21 protein-coding genes are annotated in these 24,714 nt (G+C 60.7%); 14 read left to right on the forward strand and 7 right to left on the reverse strand.

All coding sequences use genetic code 11. From position 1 onward, the window contains the following. Position 1: 1 nt before the first annotated feature. The 6 genes from QEH68_RS17815 to QEH68_RS17840 all read right to left on the reverse strand — a co-directional run bounded on the left by QEH68_RS17815 (position 2) and on the right by QEH68_RS17840 (position 9,063). Positions 2-1,324, reverse strand: coding sequence for an ABC transporter substrate-binding protein (locus QEH68_RS17815; protein ID WP_280623761.1), 1,323 nt, complete (start codon positions 1,322-1,324; stop codon positions 2-4). Positions 1,325-1,523: 199 nt separating this feature from the next. Continuing rightward, complete coding sequence (locus tag QEH68_RS17820) at positions 1,524-2,519, reverse strand: LacI family DNA-binding transcriptional regulator (RefSeq protein WP_280623762.1); 996 nt, start codon at positions 2,517-2,519, stop codon at positions 1,524-1,526. A 375-nt stretch (positions 2,520-2,894) separates the two neighbouring features. Beyond that, positions 2,895-5,852 carry an NACHT domain-containing protein gene (locus QEH68_RS17825; protein ID WP_280623765.1) on the reverse strand — a complete coding sequence of 986 codons (2,958 nt, stop codon included), beginning with the start codon at positions 5,850-5,852 and terminating at the stop codon, positions 2,895-2,897. A 587-nt stretch (positions 5,853-6,439) separates the two neighbouring features. After that, on the reverse strand, positions 6,440-7,105 hold the full coding sequence (locus QEH68_RS17830) for an MAE_28990/MAE_18760 family HEPN-like nuclease (protein WP_280623768.1): 666 nt from the start codon (positions 7,103-7,105) through the stop codon (positions 6,440-6,442). Then, positions 7,098-8,126, reverse strand: coding sequence for a DUF262 domain-containing protein (locus QEH68_RS17835; RefSeq protein WP_280628039.1), 1,029 nt, complete (start codon positions 8,124-8,126; stop codon positions 7,098-7,100). Before QEH68_RS17835 ends, QEH68_RS17830 begins: the two co-directional genes overlap by 8 nt. A 616-nt stretch (positions 8,127-8,742) precedes the next feature. Then, complete coding sequence (locus QEH68_RS17840) at positions 8,743-9,063, reverse strand: hypothetical protein (protein WP_280623769.1); 321 nt, start codon at positions 9,061-9,063, stop codon at positions 8,743-8,745. A 606-nt stretch (positions 9,064-9,669) separates the two neighbouring features. Between QEH68_RS17840 and QEH68_RS17845 the strand changes: the two genes are divergently transcribed. The 14 genes from QEH68_RS17845 to QEH68_RS17910 all read left to right on the forward strand — a co-directional run bounded on the left by QEH68_RS17845 (position 9,670) and on the right by QEH68_RS17910 (position 23,393). Further along, positions 9,670-10,473, forward strand: coding sequence for a TIM barrel protein (locus QEH68_RS17845; protein WP_280623771.1), 804 nt, complete (start codon positions 9,670-9,672; stop codon positions 10,471-10,473). A 128-nt stretch (positions 10,474-10,601) separates the two neighbouring features. Then, positions 10,602-11,480, forward strand: coding sequence for a 2-hydroxy-3-oxopropionate reductase (locus QEH68_RS17850; RefSeq protein ID WP_280623773.1), 879 nt, complete (start codon positions 10,602-10,604; stop codon positions 11,478-11,480). A gap of 127 nt (positions 11,481-11,607) precedes the next feature. Then, a complete protein-coding gene (gene gcl, locus QEH68_RS17855) occupies positions 11,608-13,383 on the forward strand; it encodes a glyoxylate carboligase (protein WP_141280790.1) in 1,776 nt (591 codons plus the stop codon). Positions 13,384-13,408: 25 nt separating this feature from the next. Then, a complete protein-coding gene (locus QEH68_RS17860) occupies positions 13,409-14,575 on the forward strand; it encodes a glycerate kinase (protein WP_280623776.1) in 1,167 nt (388 codons plus the stop codon). Continuing rightward, a complete protein-coding gene (gene allB, locus QEH68_RS17865; protein ID WP_091324862.1) occupies positions 14,568-15,917 on the forward strand; it encodes an allantoinase AllB in 1,350 nt (449 codons plus the stop codon). The genes QEH68_RS17860 and allB overlap by 8 nt, the downstream gene beginning before the upstream one ends. A 10-nt stretch (positions 15,918-15,927) precedes the next feature. Continuing rightward, positions 15,928-16,665: a winged helix-turn-helix domain-containing protein gene (locus tag QEH68_RS17870; RefSeq protein WP_280623785.1), complete on the forward strand. Its 738-nt coding sequence runs from the start codon at positions 15,928-15,930 to the stop codon at positions 16,663-16,665. 94 nt (positions 16,666-16,759) lie between these two features. Next, entirely contained in the window at positions 16,760-17,227 is a 468-nt protein-coding gene (bcp, locus tag QEH68_RS17875; RefSeq protein WP_089596279.1) for a thioredoxin-dependent thiol peroxidase, read from the forward strand. A 178-nt stretch (positions 17,228-17,405) separates the two neighbouring features. After that, entirely contained in the window at positions 17,406-18,524 is a 1,119-nt protein-coding gene (locus tag QEH68_RS17880; protein ID WP_280623790.1) for a SpoIIE family protein phosphatase, read from the forward strand. Between the two features lie 23 nt (positions 18,525-18,547). After that, positions 18,548-20,530, forward strand: a complete 1,983-nt coding sequence (locus tag QEH68_RS17885; RefSeq protein ID WP_280623792.1) for a glycosyltransferase family 2 protein — start codon at positions 18,548-18,550, stop codon at positions 20,528-20,530. After that, entirely contained in the window at positions 20,514-20,846 is a 333-nt protein-coding gene (locus tag QEH68_RS17890) for an STAS domain-containing protein (RefSeq protein WP_089596282.1), read from the forward strand. Before QEH68_RS17885 ends, QEH68_RS17890 begins: the two co-directional genes overlap by 17 nt. After that, complete coding sequence (locus QEH68_RS17895; protein WP_280623795.1) at positions 20,839-21,258, forward strand: ATP-binding protein; 420 nt, start codon at positions 20,839-20,841, stop codon at positions 21,256-21,258. The genes QEH68_RS17890 and QEH68_RS17895 overlap by 8 nt, the downstream gene beginning before the upstream one ends. Positions 21,259-21,460: 202 nt before the next feature. Then, positions 21,461-22,018, forward strand: a complete 558-nt coding sequence (locus QEH68_RS17900; RefSeq protein WP_280623797.1) for a hypothetical protein — start codon at positions 21,461-21,463, stop codon at positions 22,016-22,018. Continuing rightward, positions 22,018-23,112 (forward strand): C2 family cysteine protease, encoded by a 1,095-nt coding sequence (locus tag QEH68_RS17905; RefSeq protein WP_280623799.1) that lies wholly within the window; start codon positions 22,018-22,020, stop codon positions 23,110-23,112. Before QEH68_RS17900 ends, QEH68_RS17905 begins: the two co-directional genes overlap by 1 nt. An 8-nt stretch (positions 23,113-23,120) precedes the next feature. Further along, positions 23,121-23,393 carry a hypothetical protein gene (locus tag QEH68_RS17910; RefSeq protein ID WP_207594970.1) on the forward strand — a complete coding sequence of 91 codons (273 nt, stop codon included), beginning with the start codon at positions 23,121-23,123 and terminating at the stop codon, positions 23,391-23,393. A gap of 225 nt (positions 23,394-23,618) precedes the next feature. Here the strand turns inward: QEH68_RS17910 and QEH68_RS17915 are convergent, their stop codons facing one another. Continuing rightward, complete coding sequence (locus QEH68_RS17915; RefSeq protein ID WP_280623802.1) at positions 23,619-24,713, reverse strand: alanine--glyoxylate aminotransferase family protein; 1,095 nt, start codon at positions 24,711-24,713, stop codon at positions 23,619-23,621. Position 24,714 lies beyond the last annotated feature (1 nt).

The raw sequence follows: 24,714 nt of genomic DNA on the forward strand, positions 1-24,714 counted from the left end.
ACTAGAAGCTCGCCTTGGCAGCGGTGATTTCCTCGACCATCTTCTGCACGGCGTCCTCCGTGGAGGCGGTGCCGGAGAGGACGGCGTAGACGTTCTTGTAGATCGCCTGCGAGATCTGCGGGTAGACCGGGGAGATCGGGCGCGGCTTGGCACCCTTCACCGAGGCGAGGAGTTCCGTGGCGAACGGCATCTTCTGCAGCACTGCCGGGTCAGAGTAGGCAGCTTCGTTGACCGGAGCCTGCGAGTAGTCCATGGCCACGTGCTTCTGCCATTCCGGGCTGGTGGCGAAGTCGATGAACGCGACAGCTCCGGCCTGGTTGGTGGCGTGCGCCGAGATCGCCAGGTTCCAGCCGCCGAGCACGCCGGAGGCCTTCCCGCCTTCCCATGCCGGCAGCGGCGCGACGCCGAAGCTGGACGCTAGCGGTGTCGCGTTGAGCAAGCGGTACACGTGCGGCCAGTTGCGCTGGTATCCGAAGTCGCCGGACTCGTAGGCGAGGCGGGCGGGGTCTTCGTTGTAGGTGAGGACGGCGCGGTCGGCTGAGCCGTTCTTGAGTCCGTCGCTCATGAAGTTGAGGACGTCGCGGGTTTCCTTGGAGTCGATGGTGACGTCGCCTTGGTCGTTGAGGACTTCGCCGCCTGCGCTATAGAGCATTTCGAGGAAGTTCACCGTGAGGCCCTCGTACTGCTTGCCCTGGTAGACGTAGCCGTTGCCGGGAGCCTTGGCGGCTTCCGCATAGAGCTGCTGCCAGGACTCGGGCTTGGCAACCTTGTCCTTCTGGTAGTAGATCAGCCCGGCGTTGGTGAAGAACGGCGAGCCCCAGTACTTGTCCTCATACTTGGTGGTTTCCACAGTGGAGGGAATGAGCCGGTCCTTGTTGGCTTCCACCAGCTTGGTCTGATCCAGCAGCCAGCCTTGGGACGCGAACTCGGAGGTCCAGATGACGTCCGTGACGAAGAGGTCGCACTCAGTGGACTTACCCTCGAGCCGCTGCACGATCTGCGTGCGGGCCTCATCCGTGGTGGCACCGATCTCGGTGTACTTGGCCGTGACCTTGCCGTTCGCCTTGGTGAACGCCTCCGCCGTGCCCTTGTAGATGCCGCTTGCGTCCTTGACGCCGCAGATGTTCACGGCACCGCTGGCATTAGCGCCCGACGCCGGATCGGCAGCTGCCGCTTGCTCGGCACCTTGCGGCGCTGCTCCCCCGCCGCACGCGCTGAGGAGGAGGGCTGCGGCTGCGATCGCGGCTAATGCGAGGGCTTTTCGGTTGCGGGGCGTTGCTTGGTTCTGGCTCTGGAGCGGGGAAGCAGGTCGGTTCAAGTCCACAAGTGGCTCCTTTGGTGACTGTGGGCGATGGAGTTCAGCGTGCGTCTTGGCTGTCCCGCGTGCTGAGGGTGGCTTCTTTGCCGGTGGTTCTTGTGATCTTTGGAATCGATTCCAAAAGTGCTTCAAAATAGTGGCCTGGCGGCCGTGGAATCGATTCCAAAGTAGTGTGACAGGGACCACGGAGGGCTGTCAACCCTCTCTATTTCGTGGAGTCCCTGATGACGAGTTCGTGCGGGAGGAAGGTTCGGCCGAGGCGATGGGCCCCCGGCACGGTCATCCGTTCGAGGAGCTCGGCGAAGGCCACGCGACCCATCTCGTAGGCGGGTTGGCGGACGGTGGTGAGTTCCGGGACGCACATTTCCGCCTGGGCCGAGTCATCAAATCCGGCCACGGCGATGTCATCCGGTACCCGTAGGCCGGCGTCTGTGAGTTCACGAACGCACCCGGCCGCGACGATGTCGGTGCCGCAAAATACGGCCTCCGGAAGGTTTCCGTTTTCCAGAAGCTTCTTTGCGAGGGTGCGACCGGAGTGGAAGCCGAAGTTGCCCTCGCCCAGCAGGATCTGGTCCGGTTCCATGCCGGACTCACTGAGTGCCTGGCGGAATCCTTCCTCGCGCAGGCGGCCCGAGCGGGCACCCCTGTGGGCGAGCATGGCCAGCTTCTTGGCGCCTGTGTCGATCAGGTGTTTGGTGATGTCATAGGCGGCCTGGCGGTCGTCGATGGACACTCCGAACGCGGCCTCGGCGTCGACGATTTCACAGACCTGGACCACACTCATCTGCTCGGCAACTATGTTTACATCGTCGTCCGGCATTGTCGGCGAAAAGAGAATCAACCCGTCCACGGAACCGTTCCGCAGCATGTCCACGAGTTGCTGTTCGCGGTCCAGGTCCCCGTCGGTAGCTGCAATGAGGCTGACGTAGCCCGAGTCGGCGGCAGCGTCGCCGACACCTCGGAACACCTCACTGATCACGAGCGAGTCCAGGCTCTTTGCGAGGGCCAAAATACGCATAGTCCGGTCCCGGCGAAGGTCCCGGGCGGAGGCCAACGGTCGGTAGCTCAGCTGACGGATCGCGGCGTTGACCTTCTCCTTGGCCGCCTCGCTGACGGCCGAACTCCCGTTCAAGACGCGAGACACCGTCCCCACGGACACACCAGCAGTCCTGGCGACGTCCTGAACTGTCGGCCGAGCCATTCGTTTGTCCTTCCGCGAACAATGACGGTGGCCTTGCCGCCACGTCACCCGCCGCGCCCACCGGCGTTCCTCAGCTTAGCCCGACTGCACCAGCAACATTGAACCGACAAAAGAGCATGTTTCCTGCCTGCAATAAATCTGTGCGCGATGAATCTCGCTCAAATGTCAAGAGAATTGCCACGGAGTATGAGGCAGCAAAACCGCCATCCGAAGCAGCTCAGTAGCAACCACAAAACATTGTAGAGTCAAGTTCATAAGAGTCGTCGCAAAGCACCCTCCAAGAACAACGCCGCCCTGCTATACGGCACCCCTTGAACGCTAGCTGACTTTGAGGAAAGCAAATTGAACGGGGACCTTGCATGGTGCCGATCTGCTTCACCCTTCGCGGGAAGATGTCTCAAGAACACTTACGCTTCCACGAGCCCATGCGTCTCTGAAAGCCTGACGGTCACCCGCAAATCGCGAAAACATTCCCCCTTCAAAAAAATCAGAAGGGGGGGAAACAGCAGAAGACCGGTAGTGCATGAGTTCATCGGTAAAATCGTCCCGGCGTTCTGATGCGCCATGCCCTCCTGCTTTTAGATGCTGCTTTATCTCGAGCATGGCGCAGAGAAGCGCCCACAGAGCCCAGTTAACGTCCTCATCATCCACAAACTGCTCCGTCCCTAACCCCCACACCCACATGTGCACCCAGGCATCCTTCACCGATGAAGCGTCTAGCCAAGGCGTGTCCGCCACGGGGACAACGGATTTGCCTAGTTGACGAAGTTGCTCTAAACGCCATGGCTTGTTCTCAGGGTCTTTCGTCCATCTCTCGCTGCCGAGGACGGCCGATGTCCAATCCAGGTACGAACTCCCGTAGAACGGAGTTGATTGACTCTCGAAAAGCGGATCAAAGAGTCGCCCTGGCCAGGTTTTCGATTTCTCGAGAAATTCGTCCATTTCAATATGGCCATGGAGGAGAGCTATCCGCCAGATATCCTTCTCCCAAGGACCCTCTTGCAGAAGCAACGCCCGGTGCTCAAGAAAACGATCTTCATACCAATTCATCCACCATTCGGCGGAGGGAGTACCATGAGCACCAACCCTGTCGCTAACTATCTGCCATGAAGCTAAAAAGAGTCGAGAAAAAGCTTTCCGCCCCTCGTCGCCTTCAACCGCTTGTCGCAGAATCCCTTCCATCAGAGCGTCAGCGACAATACTTCTAACATCGGGCAGCACACCTACAACCCGAAATATAGAAGCCGTATGGCTGCCGACTTTTGAACGATCGGCAAGTTGCGAATTGTAGGAAGACTCTAGGGACGCATCAACAAGGCGACGCACCAACTTGGATCCAACCGGCATAAATGAGAGGCACCGCCACATAAAACCGTTGATGCTGTCTCGACTAACATCACTTCGCTTTCGCTTGTCGCTGAGGAAGGCCTCAAATATGCGCGCAGCGCCATTTTTCGAGTGCTTATTGCTGATCTGAACTGCCAACTGACCAACGACATCCCACTCCTGCTTGGCAATGTGAGGAAGAAGAACCTTAGCCACTTCAGAAGGCCCGTCCGTTATGCGCGTGAGCTCGAAGGCAGCAAAGTATTCCATAAATGTTCGGTGTGTAAATTTGAAGAGCCCCTCACCATCCTCAGTCGTACCTGCTGCCGTCAAGACCCAAGCACGGTTACGACAGAACTCCACAAATTCCTCAGCTGCAAGCTTCCTCTCGCGGGGATCCTCAAACGCACTGTTCAGAAATTCCGTGGTTTCTGTAACCAGCTCCGACTCGGTTACGGCCTCCGCCCCAGCCTGGTCGGTCAACATCCAATAGGCTAGATGCTTAATAGCTGAGTCGACTTCATTTGCTGCGCGTAGCTCCACAAAGATCTTTCTGTCTTTATCCCATCGTTGGAATAGAAGCAAAGCGCAGCTCTCATAGACGGCCGGCCGATTCTTCGGTATGTAACCTTGGCCAAGATAGATTATGCACATTAAAGCTAACATCAAAGGCGTGGACGTCAGATCTGGAACCCCTGAACTTTCTTCAACGAAGTTTACGCATGCAGAATCGAGTTCCTCTCCCTCCAGTTCTTCAACACTGCTGAACCACTTCTGAACATAGAGCTTCACATTTTCAGCATCAAATCCACCCAAGACAAAAGTACTAAATACCCTTGGATCCAATTGCGCCAACTCATAGCCCACCCGCCGCGATGTAACAAGTGCCGCAGACAATGGGTACCGCTCGGAAAACAACTCCACACGCTGCGTTACTTCGCGGCGTTTTGAAGTATCAATAAGCTCATCAAGTCCATCAAAGATTATTAGAGCCTCGCCATTTAGGAGAAGATGCTCAATAGCTCCCTCAGGCGGTTTGCACTGATAGAAGGTACTGCAACGCTCCTCAATGTAAGTGGCAATGGACTTTTCAATGTCGTTATCTTTTGCATAATCGCGAAGAACGACAATGAATGGCAGTCGCGCCTCTTCATCCTTGGAGTAAGTGTAGGCAATATGGCTGGCAGCCGTGGACTTTCCTCCACCAGGATCTCCCAGAAGGACAGTCCGATCTATCGTGCCCGAGAACTCCTCCATAGCGAGTTCCCCATAGTCTTGCGCGGGATTCAAAGGATGTATCGATGGAGGGACGTAGAGTGAGTCCATTGAGATCTTGCGCTTGCGCTCTAAGTCTGGCGGGGTGATGTATCCGTGAGCAGACCCTGCTTGATGCCGATAGTCCTGTATCCACGTGGACAAGCGCTTAATATTTTCGGCTGATTGGTAGTGGTTCAGTAGCGAATTATGGCGATCAGTCGCGCGTAAAGTGGCGTCGACGAGGCCGGTAGCGGCTACTGTTTGCAACTGATCGAACCCACCGGCGTCGACTTGTTTGAATTCGTCGAGCACTCGATTGATTGCGATCTCAATCCTTTCGAGTACCGCGTCTGATAGTCGCGACACACCTGCCTTTTCAGCCGATGGGAGTTGCTGTGACATCACGAGATGAAAGTTCTCATGCACAGTACTCAGACGTTCCGGAGAAACACTAACAAGATTTGCTGAGATGAGTTCCTGAACAATACTTTTCATTGGGAGAGAAGTCAGCACCCTCTCCACACTTTGAAGTGTGATGCCGTCTGGAAGATCATCGAGAACACCGATAAGCGAAACCCTATCAGTAAAGTCAAGCGACCGCATTAGGCGGGAGAGCGTCTCAGCCTTCTTTTTATTGCGTTTAGCAAATGGGTTGATTCCTGCCCATAACCTCTGGCCGGTTTTCTTTCCGGCAGCGGTAATTGCGGCTTCTATCGCTTTGACTGCGACTGCCTCTACAATGCCCGTCATTTGTGGCTCCCTCAGTAGTACAACCCTAGGGCCAATATACCGCTCGCAAGCGATGAAGCATTCATACTCGGACTAAGGAGAGTCGATGGCCCCAGGCTACTCTGCCTGGCGCGTTCTCTCTCAGCACTCGTATTCGGCCGCCATTCATTGACTTGATCGTTGGGTTTTACCAAGGACAAGCAACTAGGCGCTCGCTTGTTGCTCCTGTTCACGTCGGCCGCAACGCCCGCACCCACCCCTGAGCACAGTCGCACCTCGGTTCCTCGCCTGCTAGTACATGCAGAAGGGAGGCGTGCGCGGCAACAGGCCGAAGTAGTGAGTGTGGAGGTGCCTAATTCTACGGCGATAGAATGTTCGATGGATTACCTGCCTCGATGGGAAGCATTTAAGACTAACTCATACAGGTATCGGTGGCTCGCCCTGTTGTGTCGATGGCGCCTCAGCGATTAACACAATGTAAAATGAAACACATCCTCCAGTCTTCGGTGTTGCGTCTAAGCAGGCCCATTCTGATAACGCAATTTATGAGTGGCCATCATTGCTCTTGCGCACTGTCAGATAGTCGGACCTAGTTACGATAGTTCTGATTATCTAGGAAGAAGATAGAAATCCGATGTCACGCACTGTGTTTCAATCCACTTTGTGAAGGCCTTCCACGAGTTCTCCCAATTCTCAACAAGAACGAGAATTTCGTTGAAAGAATAGTTTCTTCCTACCTCATCCGCTCTTTGTTCACCATGCGCTATAGCATTCCGCTGTCGAACTACGCCATTTATATCGTCCCACGTTCCACCCAATGCAACGGACGGATCCCCCAGATGAAAGAGCTCACATATTGTGGAGACTTGACTCCGTTTCATATAGGAGCCGTCCGAGGGAAAAATAGTAGTTTGAATACTCAACTCCGTCGTTGATGTCACTAAGTCCATGAGTTCAAGGCCTCTGCCTGTCCACAGATGCTTTCGACTCAAGTCAAATAGACCCTGGAGCTTGCTACTTGCTGCGACAACCTTAAACCCGGGCTTAAGCCTACGATTTCTTGCCCGCGAGGAAGCCACTTCCTCCAAAACTGAGGTGGTGACTTTCTTTATTAGATTCTCATAGGCAGCAAAAACCAGAACTATGGCTAGGCCGCGTGTCTCTCTAGAGATATCCTGAGGAGTACCTGCCGTAGCCTCTCCCGCAATGACCAAATTTCTCGCCGACATGAGTCTAACTTCAAGATCAGATCGATGAAGTGAGAGATCAAGCATTAGCTTCCAGAAATTTATCGCGACAGTATTCAATGCGCCCCTTCACACGAGGCCTACTGTTAGTGGCACCCGTCGTGAATGAGCGCAGCTCTTCCGATGCAATCCAAGTAGGATTAGCGGTGGCCCCTAGAGATGGATGTCTATCCAATGCCAAAGCAGCACCGACCGTAACTGCTTCAAACAGGTTCACCGGCGTCGCCCCTTTGCGCGTTTTGAGCCCGTCCGGGAAAGCGCGCCTTAAGAATGAAAAGGTTCGATGGAACCTAGCAATGTCATCATCACGAAGTCCTTTCTCTACCATATCAGCTGCATAGTGGTTTAGAAAGTCTTGGACCGAGTGATTGAATGCAGAGTATCCGTTCAGAAACGCAAAAAACCTCAATACGAAATCTTGGGGCGTACCGTCCTTCCAGCGACTCTCAGGGAGTACTACGAAGTTCGTGAAGTCCGTAGTTTGCGATAGCCGAGCGAGCTTATCGATAAACTCGCCCCGATAAACGCTCTGTCGAATTTCATGGGCAGAGAGTACGATTCCACCTGTATTCAGTCGTTCAAAAAGATCAAATCTCACTTGGAGATCACTCTTGTCATTGAGAACAATGACCTTCATTGGTCGATCTTCGAGTCCAGTTTGTATATCCTTAGGCAAGTCTTGAAAAGAAAGTCCTTCAAAGTCGGTCAGCTTTTCAAGTTCGATTAGTTTCGCTGGATTTCCGGAAAGTCCAGCGGCTGCCCGAGCGTCCGGGTCTCCGGCAAAGTTCACCAAGCTCAATAGCCGCTGGAGACCGTCCACCACTTCCCAAGAGCTCCCGGAAGCTGCATGAGTGTTAGTAGCCATGAAAAGGGGAGGAACAGGGATCCCAAGTAAGACCGATTCGATCAATCTGGATTGGCGCCCAATCGGCCACCTGAACTGCCGTTGGTATATAGGCGCGATATCGATCCTTCCCCGCGAGACCCGCCTAAGCAGCTCGTCGACCGTGACGTCATAAGTATCAAAATCGACTTGACGCCGTTGCATCTCCAACTGAGCACGCTGCTGCTCAGGTTTAACTCGGACCAAAATGGTCTCCTTCCCGTCCGATCACCTTATCTCCACTCGCACGAAATCAATCAAGATAGCGAGATATTGGAGATGGCTTGACCAGGTAAGCACCGCATTTGTGCTGCTGCAGGAACGGGAAAGTCGATGGGAGCACGGCCACTTAGCGACGTATTCCCCTGATTGAGGCAACCGCACCTCCCCACCCGCCGCGAGATCACTGATGTAAAGATGCTTACGAAAGTGTTGTGCGTGCCTCAGCTGTATCCGCTCGCGTGATTGAGACTTCCACGGCCTGAGTTTTGCCGCGGCGAGGATGATATTCCGGGTTTGGATTCTGAGGTGCAGCGGATGAGTTCGGCCGGATTGGTGGTCTCAATGAGTTCGGCGGGTTCGGCCGCTTTGGCGTCGGTGGGGATCCCGAAGCCCCCGACGCGGTTGTAAGGAGTCGCTGGCTTGTCATTGATCCTGGTCTTTTTGCCGTGCCTATTTGAGCGAGAGCCGATGGCTTTGGTGGTCGAGGTGAAAAGGTTTCGGGCGGATCCTGACCAAGGCGTGGAGGGCGGTGAGGAGCTTGTGATCAGCTGCTGTGTCGTTACCTGTAGCGGAACGCGTGCCGGGGCACGACGTCAGCCTTTATCTGCTCGACGTGGGCATTGTCGTCGGACTTATAGGGCCGAGCACGAGTGAAGTAGTAGGTGTCCTTCTTGTCAGCACATGCGCCACGTTGCGGACGGCGACGTTTTCGGTCCAGCCTATGAACACGTCCGTGGCGGACAAGGTTCGTGGCGGACAGGGTTCGTGCGAATTCCCCGGCCAAGGTAGGGCCGCAGTGGACGGCCAGGCCCGCCTCGACGAGGCCATGGATCTGATCGTGCTGGTCGCAGGCTTTACGGACTGCGATCGAATTACGCACCCATAGCCCTGCCTTCGTCGCGGAGAGCCCTTGGGGTATGTTCGCGTCCTTGGTGGGCTTGAGGAGCCGATAGCTCGTGGCCCCAGAGCTACATCAACTGCACCCTGACAGCCGGTCAGCCTCTTAGGGTCGGGTTCACCAACAAGTCCACGGTCGCTGCTAAATACTCATCCGAGGGACATCGCCATCGCAGGGCGCTCGCGCTTGCGCGCTGTTGTAAGCGTCCGCCGGACGTCTGGCCTGGAGCAGCTCGTGACGGCGACCAGTTCGTCCAGAACCAATACCCTGCGTTCTTCGACGACTTCGCGTAATCGGCTGTGTACGACTTCTTGATTTCCCTACGCGTTCCGGTCGACAGGCCCATGCTTCATCATCACCGCCGTGCCGGAGCGGGCCGTTAATTCGGGCGTTTCTCAATGCGGCGTGCACCCCGTTTCGCGAACACTATTCATGAGTCTCGCAGTCCCCTTGACTCCCACCCCCACCTTCCCTAAACTTTTCATAAAGCAGAATCTAAATTCCACAAAGCGGAAACTGTAGCCAAGCACTAAGGCAACAGCCAAGCAACGGAAGATAGATCAAAGCCCCTCCTCGGAAGGACCTACGATGACGTACACAGTGAACTGCTCCATCCTCCTGACGGAGCTGCCCTTGCTCGAGCGCCCCGCCGCCGCGAAGGCAGCCGGTTTTGACGCCGTCGAGTTCTGGTGGCCCTTCGCCACTTCGGTTCCCACCGACAAAGAGACAACAGAGTTTGAAACAGCCATCAAGGACGCCGGCGTTCAGCTCACGGGCCTGAACTTCAACGCTGGCAACATGCCCGGCGGCGACCGCGGCCTCGTCTCCTGGAAGGGACGTTGCTCCGAGTTCAAGGACAACATCGACGTCGTAGCAGGCATCGGTGAGCGCCTCGGCTGCAAGGCCTTCAACGCCCTCTACGGCAACCGCCAGGACGAGTTCACCCCTGAAGAGCAGGACGAACTCGCAGCAAAGAACCTCGCCGCAGCAGCGGAAGGCGTCGCCCGCATCGGCGGCACCGTCCTCCTCGAGCCGGTCAGCGGCGCACCCAAGTACCCGCTCCTCACCGCCGAAGACACACTCAAGGTCATCGCCCGCGTCAAGGCAGAATCCGGTGCACAGAACATCAAGCTCCTCGCCGACTTCTACCACCTGGCAGTCAACGGCGACGACGTCGAATCCGTCATCGAGAACCACGCCAAGGACTTCGGCCACATCCAGATCGCCGACAACCCCGGCCGCGGAGCTCCCGGAACCGGCACGCTCCCCCTCGGCGAATGGATCGCCCGCAGCCGCGAACTCGGCTACGACGGCTACATCGGCCTGGAGTACAAGGAACCGCAGGAATCGGCCTTCAGCTGGGCCATCCGCCAGCGCGCCAACGCCAACTAGGCACGGAGCGCCCAACTAGGTAACAGCAAACGCTCCATTGAGCACTCAAAACGACACTTGCTGTCACCTAGTTGGGTAAGCACACCCGGGTTAAAACACACACAGACTTCCCCAGAAAGAGAACCACAATGAGCAACGTTGCAGTCATCGGACTCGGAATCATGGGCCTCCCCATGGCCATCAACCTCGTCAAGGCCGGCCACACGGTCACCGGTTTCAACCGCAGCCAGGACAAGATCGACAAGCTCGTCTCCGAGGGCGGCCAGGGCGCCACCAGCATCGCGGACGCAGTCAAGGACGCCGACGTCGTCATCACCATGGTCCCAGACTCCCCCGATGTTGAGGGTGTTGTCAGCGGCAAGGACGGCGTCTTCGCCAACGCGAAGAAGGGCACCATCTGGATCGACGCATCCAGCATCCGCCCGGACGTCGCCAAGCGTCTCTCCGAAGATGCAGTCGCAGCAGGCATCCGCCCGCTCGACGCTCCCGTATCCGGTGGCGAGCAGGGCGCCATCGACGCCGTCCTGTCCATCATGGTCGGCGGCGAGAAGGCTGACTTCGACGCAGCACAGGACGTCCTCAACGCAGTGGGCAAGACCATCGTCCACGTCGGCCCGTCCGGCTCCGGCCAGACCGTCAAAGCAGCCAACCAGCTGATCGTAGCCGTCAACATTCAGGTCCTCGGCGAGGCCATCGCCTTCCTTGAGGCCTACGGCGTAGACACCGACGCAGCGCTGAAGGTCCTCGGCGGCGGCTTGGCCGGCTCCAAGGTCCTCGACCAGAAGGGTCAGAAGATGCTCGACCGCAACTTCGACCCCGGCTTCCGCCTGGCCCTCCACCACAAGGACCTGGGCATCGTCACCTCCGCAGCCCGCGAAGCCAACGTCGCTGTCCCGCTCGGCGCAGTCGTCGCCCAGCTCGTCGCCGCAACCGTCAACCAGGGCGACGGCGGCCTCGACCATTCGGGCCTCTTCAAGCAGGTCCTCCAGCTCAGCGGCCGTAAGTAAGCCCAAAAGGGCACCAAGAAACAAACAGCAGGGAACCCGCCGTCGTACATAAACGACGGCGGCTCCCTCACCACACCCAAAAACACCACAGACTTCGCCCGTCAGGGCAAAAAACAAGGAGTACACCATGGCAAAGATGCGCACCGTTGATGCGGCCGTAGCCATCCTGGAAAAGGAAGGCGCAACCGAAGCTTTCGGTCTGCCCGGCGCAGCGATCAACCCTTTCTACTCAGCAATGCGTGCCCACGGCGGCATCCGCCACACGCTGGCCCGCCACGTTGAAGGCGCCAGCCACATGGCTGACGGCTACAGCCGCGCAGCTGATGGCAACATCGGCATCTGCATCGGCACCTCGGGCCCCGCGGGCACGGACATGATCACCGGACTGTACGCAGCCCAGGCAGACTCGATCCCCATGCTCTGCATCACCGGTCAGGCACCCGTTGCCAAGCTGCACAAGGAAGACTTCCAGGCTGTGGACATCGAGTCCATCGCCAAGCCGTTGACCAAGTTCGCCATGACCATCCTGGAGCCGGGCCAGGTTCCGGGCGCCTTCCAGAAGGCCTTCCAGCTGATGCGTTCGGGTCGTCCGGGCCCGGTTCTGTTGGACCTGCCCATCGACGTTCAGATGGCCGAGATCGAGTTCGACATCGACGCCTACGAGCCCCTGCCCATCGAGAAGCCCAAGGCTTCCCGCAAGCAGCTGGAAAAGGCCCTGGACCTGCTGACCGCAGCCAAGCACCCGCTGATCGTTGCCGGTGGCGGCATCATCAACGCCGGCGCGTCCGCACAGCTGGTTGAGCTGGCCGAGATCCTGAACGTTCCCGTTATCCCCACCTTGATGGGCTGGGGCGCCATCCCGGACGACCACCAGCTGATGGCCGGAATGGTTGGCCTGCAGACCTCGCACCGCTACGGCAACGAGACGTTCCTGCAGAGCGACTTCGTGATCGGCATCGGCAACCGTTGGGCCAACCGCCACACCGGCGGTCTGGACACCTACACGGCCGGCCGTAAGTTCGTGCACATCGACATCGAGCCGACGCAGATCGGTCGCGTTTTCTCGCCGGACTTGGGCATTGCGTCCGACGCCGGTGCGGCGCTGGACGGTCTGTTGGAGCTGGCTCGCGAGCGCCAGGCTGCAAAGACCCTCCCGGACTACTCGGGTTGGGTTGCCGAGTGCCAGGAGCGCAAGGGTTCCCTGCACCGCAAGACCAACTTCGACAACGTGCCCATCAAGCCGCAGCGCGTGTACCAGGAAATGAACAAGGCCTTCGGCCGCGACACCACCTACGTGTCCACCATTGGCCTGTCGCAGATCGCCGGCGCGCAGATGCTGCACGTGTTCGGCGCCCGCAAGTGGATCAACGCAGGCCAGGCCGGCCCGCTGGGTTGGACCGCTCCCGCCGCCCTGGGCGTTGTTCGTGGAACCCCGGACGCCACCGTTGTTGCCCTGTCCGGTGACTACGACTTCCAGTTCATGATCGAAGAACTGGCCGTGGGCGCACAGTTCAACCTGCCGTACATCCACGTTGTGGTGAACAACAGTTACCTGGGCCTGATCCGTCAGAGCCAGCGCGGCTTCAACATGGAGCAGAACGTTTCCCTGGCTTTCGAGAACATCAACTCCCCGGAGACCAACGGCTACGGCGTTGACCACATCAAAGTTGCCGAGGGCTTGGGCGTCAAGGCCATCCGCGTTGAGGACCCGAACGATCTGCCTGCCGCCTTCGACAAGGCCAAGGCATTGATGGGCGAGTTCAAGGTTCCCGTGGTGGTTGAAGTGATCCTGGAAAAGATCACCAACATCTCCATGGGCGTTGAGATCAACGGCGTGAACGAGTTCGAAGAGCTGGCAGAAACCGCGGCGGACGCACCCACCGCGATCCTGACCAAAGCGTAAGTAAGTAAAGAAGGGAGGCACCGGAATGCGTGTTGTCATCGCCCCGGACAAATTCAAGGGCTCGCTGTCCGCGCCCGACGTCGCCAAGCACCTGGCAACAGGCCTGCAGGCGGGGTTCGGCCAAGGCATTGAAGCAACACGCATTCCGGTGGCCGACGGCGGCGAAGGAACCATCGACGCCGCCATCGGCTCCGGCTTCACCCGCCGGACCACCACCGTCACCGGCCCACTCGGCGAGCCAGTGAAGGCCGACTTCGCGGTGCGGGACCAGGAAGCTGTCATCGAAATGGCGGCAGCTTCCGGTCTCGCCCTCCTCCCGGACGGCCCCACGAGCGAAACCGCAAAGACCGCAACCAGCATTGGCACGGGCGAACTCATCCGCGCCGCGCTGGACCTCGGCTGCCGCAAGATCATCCTGGGTGTCGGCGGAAGCGCCAACACCGACGCCGGCGCGGGAGTCCTCCAAGGCCTCGGCGCTGTCTTCCTGGACAAGGATGGGAACGAGCTCCCCGGCGGCGGTGCCGCACTCGCGGACATCGACAGCATCGACTTCTCCAACTTCGACGTCCGCGTCGAGGCAACGGAATTCGTGTTGGCGTCCGACGTCGACAATCCCCTTTTGGGGGCCAGCGGAGCCCCAGCCATCTTCGGTCCGCAGAAGGGCGCGACGCCGGATGACGTCACCGAACTGGATGCCGCGGCAAGCCACTTCGTCGACGTCCTCGCGGCCACCACCGGGCAGCATGCCAAGTACGCCGCCAAGGCAGAAGGCGCTGGAGCAGCAGGCGGCGTTGGTTACATTGCCATCGCGGCACTGAAGGCTGAGCGGCGGCCAGGTATCGACGTCGTGCTTGAATTCACCGAACTCGAGCGCAGGCTCAAGGGTGCCGACCTGGTGATCACTGGAGAAGGCAGCCTGGACGAGCAAAGCCTGCTCGGCAAGACCCCCATGGGCGTCTCGCGGGCGGCACAAAGGAACGGGGTTCCCGTGATCGCAGTCTGCGGTCGGAGTACCCTGAGCCGGGAACAACTCACGGATGCCGGCTTCCATACGGTCCATGCACTGACCGATCTGGAAAAAGATGTCCAAAAATGTATCGCTGAAGCAGGTCCGTTGCTTGAACAATTAGGTAAGCACATAGGCGTGTACCTGGCGGAACGGACCGAAAACAAGGAGTACCTCAATGTCTGAAGCAATCGGCGCCTATGACCTCGTTATCCGGGGCCAGCGCATCCTGACCACCGCCGGCCTCGCCGCCCGCGAAGTTGGCATCCGCGACGGCGTCATCGTCGCCATCGAACCCCTGGGCAACGGCCTGACGGGCAACGAGGTCATCGAACTCGCAGACGACGAAACCCTGATCCCCGGCCTGGTGGACACCCACGTCCACGTTAACGAGCCCGGCCGCACCGAGTGGGAAGGCTTCGCCTCCGCCACCCGTGCCGCAGCTGCCGGTGGCGTGACCACCATCATCGACATGCCGCTGAACAGCATCCCGCCCACCACCACCGTGGACGGCCTGGAGCAGAAGCGTGTGGTCGCCAAGGACCAGGCTTTCGTGGACGTCGGATTCTGGGGCGGTGCCATCCCGGGCAACAAGAGCGACCTCCGCCCGCTGCACGACGAAGGCGTGTTCGGCTTCAAGTGCTTCCTCCTGCACTCCGGCGTGGACGAGTTCCCGCACTTGGACGCGGACGAGATGGAAGAGGACATGAAGGAACTCAAGTCCTTCGACTCCCTCATGATCGTCCATGCCGAGGACTCCCACGCGATCGACCGCGCCCCGCACCCGGGCGGCGACCACTACGAAACCTTCCTCGCTTCCCGTCCCCGAGGCGCCGAGAACAAGGCCATCGCCGAGGTCATCGAACGCGCCCGCTGGACCGGCGCCCGCGCCCACATCCTGCACCTCTCCTCCTCCGACGCGCTTCCCATGATCGCTTCGGCAAAGCGCGACGGCGTCAACCTCACCGTTGAGACCTGCCCGCACTACCTGACGCTCATGGCCGAAGAAATCCCCGACGGCGCCACGGCCTACAAGTGCTGCCCGCCGATCCGTGAGGCCTCCAACCGCGAGCTCCTATGGAAGGGCTTGCAGGACGGCACCATCGACTGCATCGTTTCGGACCACTCCCCCTCCACACTGGACCTCAAGGACCTGGAAAACGGCGACTTCGCAGTGGCATGGGGCGGCGTCTCCTCGCTCCAGCTGGGCCTGTCCCTGATCTGGACCGAAGCCCGCCACCGCGGCATCCCGCTGGAACAGGTCGTCTCCTGGATGGCCGAGAAGCCCGCTGCCCTGGCCCGCCTGCACAACAAGGGCCAGCTCGCCCTGGGCTACGACGCCGACTTCTCCATCTTCGCCCCCGACGAGGCCTTCGTTGTGGACGTCACCAAGCTCAAGCACAAGAACCCGATCACGCCGTACGACGGCCGTCCGCTCGCCGGCGTCGTCCGCAAGACCTACCTGCGCGGTACCCCGATCGACGGCCAGAACCCCGGCGGCAAGCTGCTCCGCCGCGGCAACGTTTAGGTCTACCGCCATGGCAGTCAATGCCTACGGGCCGCCGCCGTCGCGGGGAACTGCCGCGCGCCGGAACGGCATGACCGCACACGGCCTGGCGCTCTGGGTCAACCCGGCCGAGGGCGACGAGATCGACCCTGAAGTCTGGGAGCGGGCAGCACGGCTTGTGCTGGCCCGCGCCATGAAACTTGCCCCGGAGGCGGAAGTCCGCATCTGGCCCGCCACCGGGGCACAGCACTCCGGCGTCGGCGACACTTCCTGGGGCGGCACTCCGCAGGAAGCCGCCGACGCCGGTACCAACGGTTCTCTCTCGCTCGCCGATGCCCTCGCGGAGGCGCGTTCGGTGACCCGTTCGGATGCCGCTTCCGACGGCGGCGACCGCACCGAAGCGGGCGGCAGCACCGCCGTCGAGCCCGTAACGTTGGCGAGCCGCCGCAGCCAACTTGCGGTGGACCTCGCCGCTGAAGTAGTGCTGCTGGACGGCGAGCCCGTGGCCTTTACTGGCATGGAATACAAGCTGCTCCGCTACCTCGTGGTGAACTGCTCACGGGCCATCAGTCGTGAAGAATTGCAACGCTTCCTGGAGTCATTTGACCTCCCCGGCGCGGCATTTCGGTCGATCGACGTTTATGTTGGAAGGGTGCGGCGGAAGCTCGGCTCCGCCCGCCACACCGTCGCCACCGTCCGTGGTGGCGGCTACCAGTTCGTGCCGGGCCCTTATGCCACAGTGCGCGGACCCGCGGAATACAGCATCTGATTTCGCTGTTCTACTTCATTGACTTCGTTCTTTGAATGATCGCTGTTGTTTGAAATGACCGCCGGTGCACACCGGTTGAATGTAAAGGATCGCCATGACCCAGAAACTCCTCGTCGGAACGCAAGCACCTGATTTCGCGCTTCTCGACGCCGACGGCACCAAGGTCTCGCTGTCCGACTACCGCGGACGCAACGTCATTGTGTACTTCTACCCGAAGGCAGCCACCCCCGGCTGCACCACGGAGGCTTGCGATTTCCGCGACAACCTCGCCAGCCTCCAGGGCAAGGGCTACGACGTCATCGGGATCTCCCCGGACGGCCCAGAGGACCTCGCGAAGTTCACCGGTGAATTCGCCCTGACCTTCCCGCTGCTCTCCGACGAAGACCACAAAGTGGCCCTCGCTTACGGCGCTTGGGGCGAGAAGCTGGTTGACGGCGAAATCGTCGAAGGCTTGGTCCGCTCCACCGTTGTCCTCGACGGCGAAGGCACCGTGAAGCTCACCCAGTACCAGGTTTCTGCGCAGGGCCACGTCCAGGCGCTCAAGGAAGAGCTGGGCGTCTAACCCTCTCTCACCTCCCGCGTGTTTGAGCGCGACGCTCTCTCACCTCCCGCGTGTTTGAGGGCAACCCTCTCTCATATAACTGAACAAAAGATGTAACGCCCGCCCACTTTTGTGAGCGGGCGTTTCATGTGTCGTGACTAAACGTGACAAATACCCAGCAGCATTAGTTAATGGAGCCATGGTCTCTTCCCCACCCGTGCGCCACGCTGTAGTCGTCGAAGATGATGCCGACATCCGCGGACTCATCGTCCTGGTCCTCGAGCAGCTCGACTTTGTGGTGACCGAAGCACCTGACGGTCTGTCCGGCGTCGAGGCTGTCCGCAATACCAACGCGGAACTTGTGACCCTCGACGTGAATCTCCCGGACATTGACGGCATGGAAGTCTGCCGCCGGCTCCGCGAATTCTCGGACGCCTACATCCTCATGCTCACGGCACGCGCAGACGAGATTGACAGGCTCAACGGCCTGGACATCGGCGCCGACGACTACATCAACAAGCCCTTCAGTCCCAAGGAACTTCAAGCCCGTATCCGCGCGCTGTTCCGCCGGGCCCGCACGCCCGCCGCGCCGGCCGAGGACAGCGGCCAAACGGACGAACTCGAGCGCGCAGCAGTGGTGCAGAAGAGCCTCCTCCCGCGCGAAACAGTCCGCCTCGAAGGATACGACGTCGCTGGCGCCTTCCGCCCCACCCGCAGCGTAGGTGGGGACTTCTACGACTGGTACCAGACCCGCGACGGCATGCACCTGACGTTCGCGGACGCCATGGGCAAGGGCATGGGCGCGGCCTTGATCGCAGCCACCGTCCGTGCGGTGATGCGTTCAGTGGCCGACACTCCGGCCATCGACGCCGCCTTCGCCTCAGCCAGCGCCACCATCACCTCGGACCTGGACCAGTCCGGCTCCTTCGCCACGATGTTCCACGCGCGGCTGGACGCTCCCTCCGGAAGGTTCAGCTACATCGACGCTGGCCACGGACTTGCCCTGCACATCCCGGCGGAGGGGGCAGCGCAGAGGCTTGTGTCCGCCGGGCCCCCGGTGGGCATCCTCGACGGTCAGCACTGGCCCGCCGCTGAGCTCCTGCTGGAACCAGGCGACACGCTGGTAATCGTCAGCGACGGCGTACTGGACGCCCACGCATCCCTCGAAGACTTCATCCGGAACGTCGAGAAGGCAGCGCGGAGCGAGGAAACGTCGGACGATGTGTGCGCGGCCTTGCTGGGGTTGGCCCCGGTCGAAACAGCGGAAGACGACGTGACCGCCGTCGTCGTTCGTAGAAAACCTGACGTCCAGCACTAAAGACCACAAAAAAGGGGGGGATTGTGACACGTTTCTGGACCCGGCTGTTGGTTGTTCTGACAGTCATCTTGGGCGTCAACTATGTGGCCTGGCGTTGGATGGCGTCGCTGAACTGGGACGCATGGTGGATCGCCGTTCCGTTGGTGATCGCTGAGACGTACAGCCTCATCGACGTGATGCTCTTCGGACTGACGGTGTGGAACCTGAAGATCCGCAAGCCCCCACCCCCGGCGCCGGCCGACGCCACCGTGGACGTTTTCATCACCACCTACAACGAGCCGCTGGACCTGGTGATGACCACGGCACTGGCCGCCAAGGACATCCGCTGGCCGCACAGTACCTGGATACTCGACGACGGCGATCGCCCCGAGATGCGCCAACTCGCCGAATCGAACGGGATTGGCTATGTGACGCGTGGCGCGGACTGGACACCGGACATGCCGCGGCACGCCAAAGCCGGCAACCTGAACAACGCGCTGATGGTCACCTCGGGCGAATACCTGCTGATTCTCGACGCCGACCAGATCCCCGAGCCTGACATCCTGGACAAGACGCTGGGCTACTTCAACGATGACCGCGTGGCGTTGGTCCAGACCCCCCAATACTTCATCAACGTCCCCGCCGACGATCCCCTGGGCAGCCAGGCACCGCTGTTCTACGGTCCCATCCAGCAGGGCAAGGACGGCTGGAACGCGGCGTTCTTCTGCGGTTCAAACGCGATCCTCCGCCGTGAAGCCCTCATGCAGCTCGGCCTGGTGGGCTACGTCAAAGCCACGGAGAAGAGTGTCCGTCGCGCCCTTGCTGCCTCCCGTTCGGCCATCAAAAAGGCACGGCGCTCCGAAGAGGCCCGCAACCCCTTGGTGGAGCAGATGCTCAACGAGGTGGAGGCAGCAACCAATACAGCCCAGCAGGAACTCGAAGCTCGCGTGTCCCTCAGCGAGATCACGTACCGGGTGCGGCGCAAAGTGGACGAGACCGTGCGCACCCTCGTGGCCGCCGACTTCTCCGCGCTGCAGGCCGACCTCGAAGAGATCGCCGCGATGGAACTCGCCCACGTCGGCGAGTCCGGTGTGACCACTGTGGCGAGTGACGCCGTCGACCGTATGTCCGGCCGCGACTGGTCACCGTTGGGTGCGCTCGAGTCGGTCCACGCTGTCCTGGACGCCATCTCCGTGGAACGCACGGACGAAGCGCAGCCGATCATGCCACTGGCCACCATCTCAGTCACCGAGGACATGGCCACCGCAATGCGCATCCACTCGCTGGGCTGGAAGAGCGTCTACCACCACGAAATCCTGGCCAACGGATTGGCGCCCGAGGATCTCAAGACGATGCTCACCCAACGGCTCCGCTGGGCACAGGGCACCATGCAGGTCCTCCTGCGCGAGAACCCGTTGGTCCAGCCCAGGCTCTCGTGGGGCCAGCGGCTTATGTACTTCTCCACCATGTGGAGCTACCTCAGCGGCTTCGCGGCCGTGGTGTACTTCGCGGCGCCCATCATCTACCTGACGCTCGGCATCCTCCCGGTGAGCAGCCTCAGCTTCGACTTCTTCATCCGGTTCATCCCGTTCATGGTGGTCAACCAGCTGCTGTTTGTGGTGGCCGGGCACGGCATCCCCACCTGGCGCGGACAGCAGTACAGCCTTGCGCTGTTCCCCACCTGGATCAAGGCATGTACGACGGCGGCCCGGAACGTTTGGTTCGGACGCCCCCTCGGGTTTGCCGTCACCCCCAAGGCGCGCCAGAGCGGCGGCCCGAGCTGGAGCCTGATCCGTCCGCAGATCATCGTGGCGGTGTTGTTGGCTATTGCGCTGGTGGTCGGGATCGCCCGCCTTTTGACTGGTCTTTCGGAGCCCCTCGGCACGCTGGTGAATGTCGCCTGGGTGGCATTCGACCTGGTGGTCCTGAGCGTGCTGGTCAAGGCAGTTTTGTACAAGGGTTTTGTCCCTGAAGATGTTGGGCCGGAGAGCCCCGAGGAAAGGAATGCAGATGCAGTTCAGCTATGAGGTCAAGGACTCCTACGCGGAAGTGAAGAGCGTGGGTCGCTTGAACATGGTGGCGGCACCCAAGCTCCGCGAAGTAGTGAACGAGGTTGTTGCCAGCGGTTCAAGCCGGGTTGTGGTCAACCTGGCAGAGACGGACTTCATGGACTCATCAGGCCTCGGAGCGCTCATCGGTTGCCTCAAAGCCGCGCGCCAGGCAGGTGGCGACCTCCGCATTGCCGGTGTGCAGCCGCAGGTGAAGATGGTCCTGGAACTGACCAACATGGACCGGGTGCTCACGGCGTACCCCTCAGCCGAGGAGGCGTTCGGCGATGACTGAGGTGATCGCCCACCGAGGGTTCCATGGGCCATCCAATGAGGACGCGATCGAGGCGATCCACAATGAGCTGGACGCTCTCTGGGACGATGCCTCCTTTGTACCCGATATGGATCGGATGACCTTTGCCACCGCAGTCATCGAGGCAGCGGCGAACATCGTGCAGCACGCGGTTCCTGTCGCAGAGAAGCCCGTGGAGATCGACGTGGACATCAGCGTCCGGCCCGCCCGGCTGGTCGCAAGGGTCAGCGCGTACAACGCCCGTGAGCCCTTCGCGAGCGACATGCAGGCGTCCATGCCAGACTCCGACGCAGAGTCCGGCCGCGGGTTGGCACTCATCGAAGCCCTGGTAACCACGGTGACGTTCGAACGCCAGGACGGCACCAACACCTGGGTCCTCACCCGCAACACCTGATCCTCTCTCACCTCCCGCGTGCTTCCCGCCGACCCTCTCTCACCTCCCGCGTGCTTGAGCCGGACCCTCTCTCACCTCCCGCGTGCTTGAGCCGAACCCTCTCTCACCTGTATGGGTTGTTCTGCCCATCGCCCAGAGCAACGCAACGTGAAAACATTCGGTGAGATCCGCCTTCGAACGCTAACTGGAACTGGGGACGAAAATGAACCGCCGCGTGCACCGCAAGCCTTGGGCGCTGGCTGCTGCCCTTACTGTGGCGACTCTTGCTGCGGGATGCAGCGGCACCCCCGACGGACCCACCCGCGAACCCAGCAGCGCGCCGCCAGTTACCGCCGAACCTGCTCCCGTGGCAGAAAGCGTCGCTAAGTACAATGCCCTGACCGCCGACCTTGTTGCGGCCTTGGAGGCAAGGATGCCGGACATCACGTGGTCCGTGGATGACCCTGCACGCCTGAGCCGCATCGACGACGGCAGGTGCATGCTCGCCCCACGGAGCATGAAGAGCAGCGCGGACATCGTGGAACCATCAAGGAGTTTCGAGGACGTCTTTGCGGTGGCGGATCCGGTCCTGAAAGAGCACGGCTTCCCTTCCTTCGACGGCATTGACCCCGTGCCGGGCGGCTGGGTGGTCACGCGCAGCACTGACGCTGCGGGTGCCACGGTGACCATCCGATCGAAGTTCCCGGCCTACCTGGACGTCACTGTTCCGGTGAAATCCGAGAAGTGCGATACCAGCGAAATTCCTGAGGGGGGCAAGTAATGCCGGGATTTTACGGTGCTGACATTGAACAGCTGCGGGCACTGGCAAAGACGATGTCGCGGCACTCGGAACGGATGACCTCCCTGTCCACGGAGCTGGGTCACCTCATCAGCAATGCGCGGTGGGATGGCCGGGACGCTGCGATGTTCCGGTCTTCGTGGGACTCCGAACACCGCCCCATGCTGAAGAAGATCTCCAGTGAACTGCAGTCCCAGGCCAAGGAGCTGATCCGCAACGCGGATGAGCAGGACAAGTCCAGCTCGGGAACGTCGGGGTCCTCCGGCTCCGACCATTCCGGGCGGGGAGATTCGAACCCGCCCGGCGACCCCGGTCCACTGGACCCGGACATGCCCGACGTCGATGTGCCCGGCGACGTCCGCAACGACCCCGACGCCGGCGACCCCAGCGACATCAACCAGGGACAGATCGGCGACTGCTGGCTGTTGGCAGGCATTGGCTCCGTCGCCCAGGTGCTGGCGCGCGAAGGCAAGCTGGACGAGTTCCTTGAGGAGCACATGCGCCCCGTCGGTGATCCCCCGACGCACTGGGTGGTCACCCTCTACGAAGACGGCGAGCCCGTGGAAGTCACTGTGGAGGCCAAGTCAACCGAAGGCGGTGTCCGCGGCGCTGACGGCGAACCCAACTGGCTGTCCATCTACGAGCGCGCAGCAGCTGAGCACCGCGGCGGATCATACGACGACATCGACGGCGGATTCAGCAACGAAGCCATGGAGCTGATGACCGGGCAGTCCGCCGACAAGGACGGCGAACTGAACTTTGATGACATCGAGGACAAGCTCGCCGACGGCCAGGCCATTTCCGTGGGCACCGAAGACGTCAAGGACGACGACTTCGACTGGGTCTGGGAGTCTGACGAAGTCAACCGCACCGACGTCGTGCCCAACCATGCCTACGTTGTGGTTGATGTGAAAACCAACGACGACGGCGAGAAAGTCATCGTCCTGGCGAACCCGTGGGGTCCGTCCGGCGGCTACTTGGAGGACGACGACGACCACAAGTCCGGCACGCTGGAACTGACCGAAGATGAGTACAAGGAAAACTTCGACTCCGTGTACTCCGTAGACGTGAAGTAAGGATGGCCGTGGAACAGCTCGTAACAGTCAAGCAAGGCATGCAGCCAACCTTCGACGGCGTCAAAGTGGGCGTGGTCAAAATCGGAATCGCCGACGGCGCCCCCGCTATCCAGTTCTGGATCCGCACCGCCGAACAACAGCGCAAGCAGGCCTTCCGCGAAGGGCAATCGGTCACGCTGCCGGGCGCGGGCTTGTTGACCATCACCTCGATTCAGCCCGCCGACGGCAGCACCGCCGCCTCCGCGACGTTAACGTACGACGCCGGTCACGTCACCGATTGACGGGTCGGCGTCGAAAGGTGAGAGAGCGTCGACAGAAAACACCCCAAAGGTGAGAGAGCGTCCCACCCAACCACGTGGGACGTGAGAGAGCGTCCTGCTCAAGCACGCGGGACGTGAGCGAGCGTCCCACCCAACCACTCGGGACGTGAGAGAGCGTCCCACCCAACCACGCGGGACGTGAGAGAGGGTCGCGCTCAAGCACGCGGGACGTGAGAGAGCGTCGGGCTAGGCTTTCGCGATCGCTTCCTTCAGCGCCCCCAGCACCAGGGTGACCGAGGCGCTGTTCGCGTTCGGTCCCATCATGCCGATGCGCCACACAGTGTCCGCGAACTCCCCCACACCCGAGCCGATTTCCATACTGAAGTTCTCCAGAAGGTAAGCGCGGACGGCAGCCGAGTTGACGCCGTCGGGCACTTTGACCGTGGTGAGGCTCGGCAACCGGGACCCCTCGGCGGCGAACAGTTCGAGTCCCATCTCCTGCAGCCCGTTCTGAAGAGCGGCGCCGGCGGCACGGTGCCGGGCCTGCACCACGTCCAACCCCTCGGCGAGGATCCGGTCCAGGGCAGCTTCGAGCCCGGCGATCATGGTGACGGGCGCTGTGTGGTGATACGTCCGGGCTCCACTGGCCGCTCCGACGTAACCACCAAGCAACCCGATGTCGAGGTACCAGGAGCGCGGATCCTTGACCCGGCGCTCGAAAGCGCGGTCGGACAGAGTGAACGGCGACAGCCCCGGCGGAACGCCCAGGCATTTCTGGGTTCCGGCGTATCCGACGTCGATCCCCCAGTCGTCCGCCAGCAGTTCCAATCCGCCGATGGAGGTGACGGCGTCGGTGATCAGCAGGGCATCGCCCTTTCCTGCGCCCAGCGCGGCGATGTCGGAAAGTACACCGACGGATGTCTCAGCATGGACGGCGGCGATGACTTTCGGATGAGGATGCGCTGAGAGGACACGGTCGGCATCTACGGGCTGGCCCCATTCGTGGTCGACCCGGACCACCGTGGCCCCGCAGCGCCGTGCGACCTCGCACATCCGCGCCCCAAACAGTCCGTTCACAGCGATAACTGCCACGTCGCCGTCGGACACGGTGTTCACGAAAGCCGCTTCCATCCCGCCGGAACCTGTGGCACTCAACGGGAGTGTCCGCGCATTGGAGGTTCCCCAAACAGTACGGAGGCCCTCGCAAGTGTGGTCAAGCCGTTCGATGAACACCGGATCAAGGTGCCCCAGCACGGGATAGGCCAGGGCGGCCATGGCTTCGGGGTAGCAATTGCCCGGGCCGGGACCGAACAGGAACCTGGACGTCAGAATGTCGGGCATG

Origin of the sequence: Paenarthrobacter sp. OM7, assembly GCF_029873575.1 — a bacterium.
Taxonomy (GTDB): Bacteria; Actinomycetota; Actinomycetes; order Actinomycetales; family Micrococcaceae; genus Arthrobacter.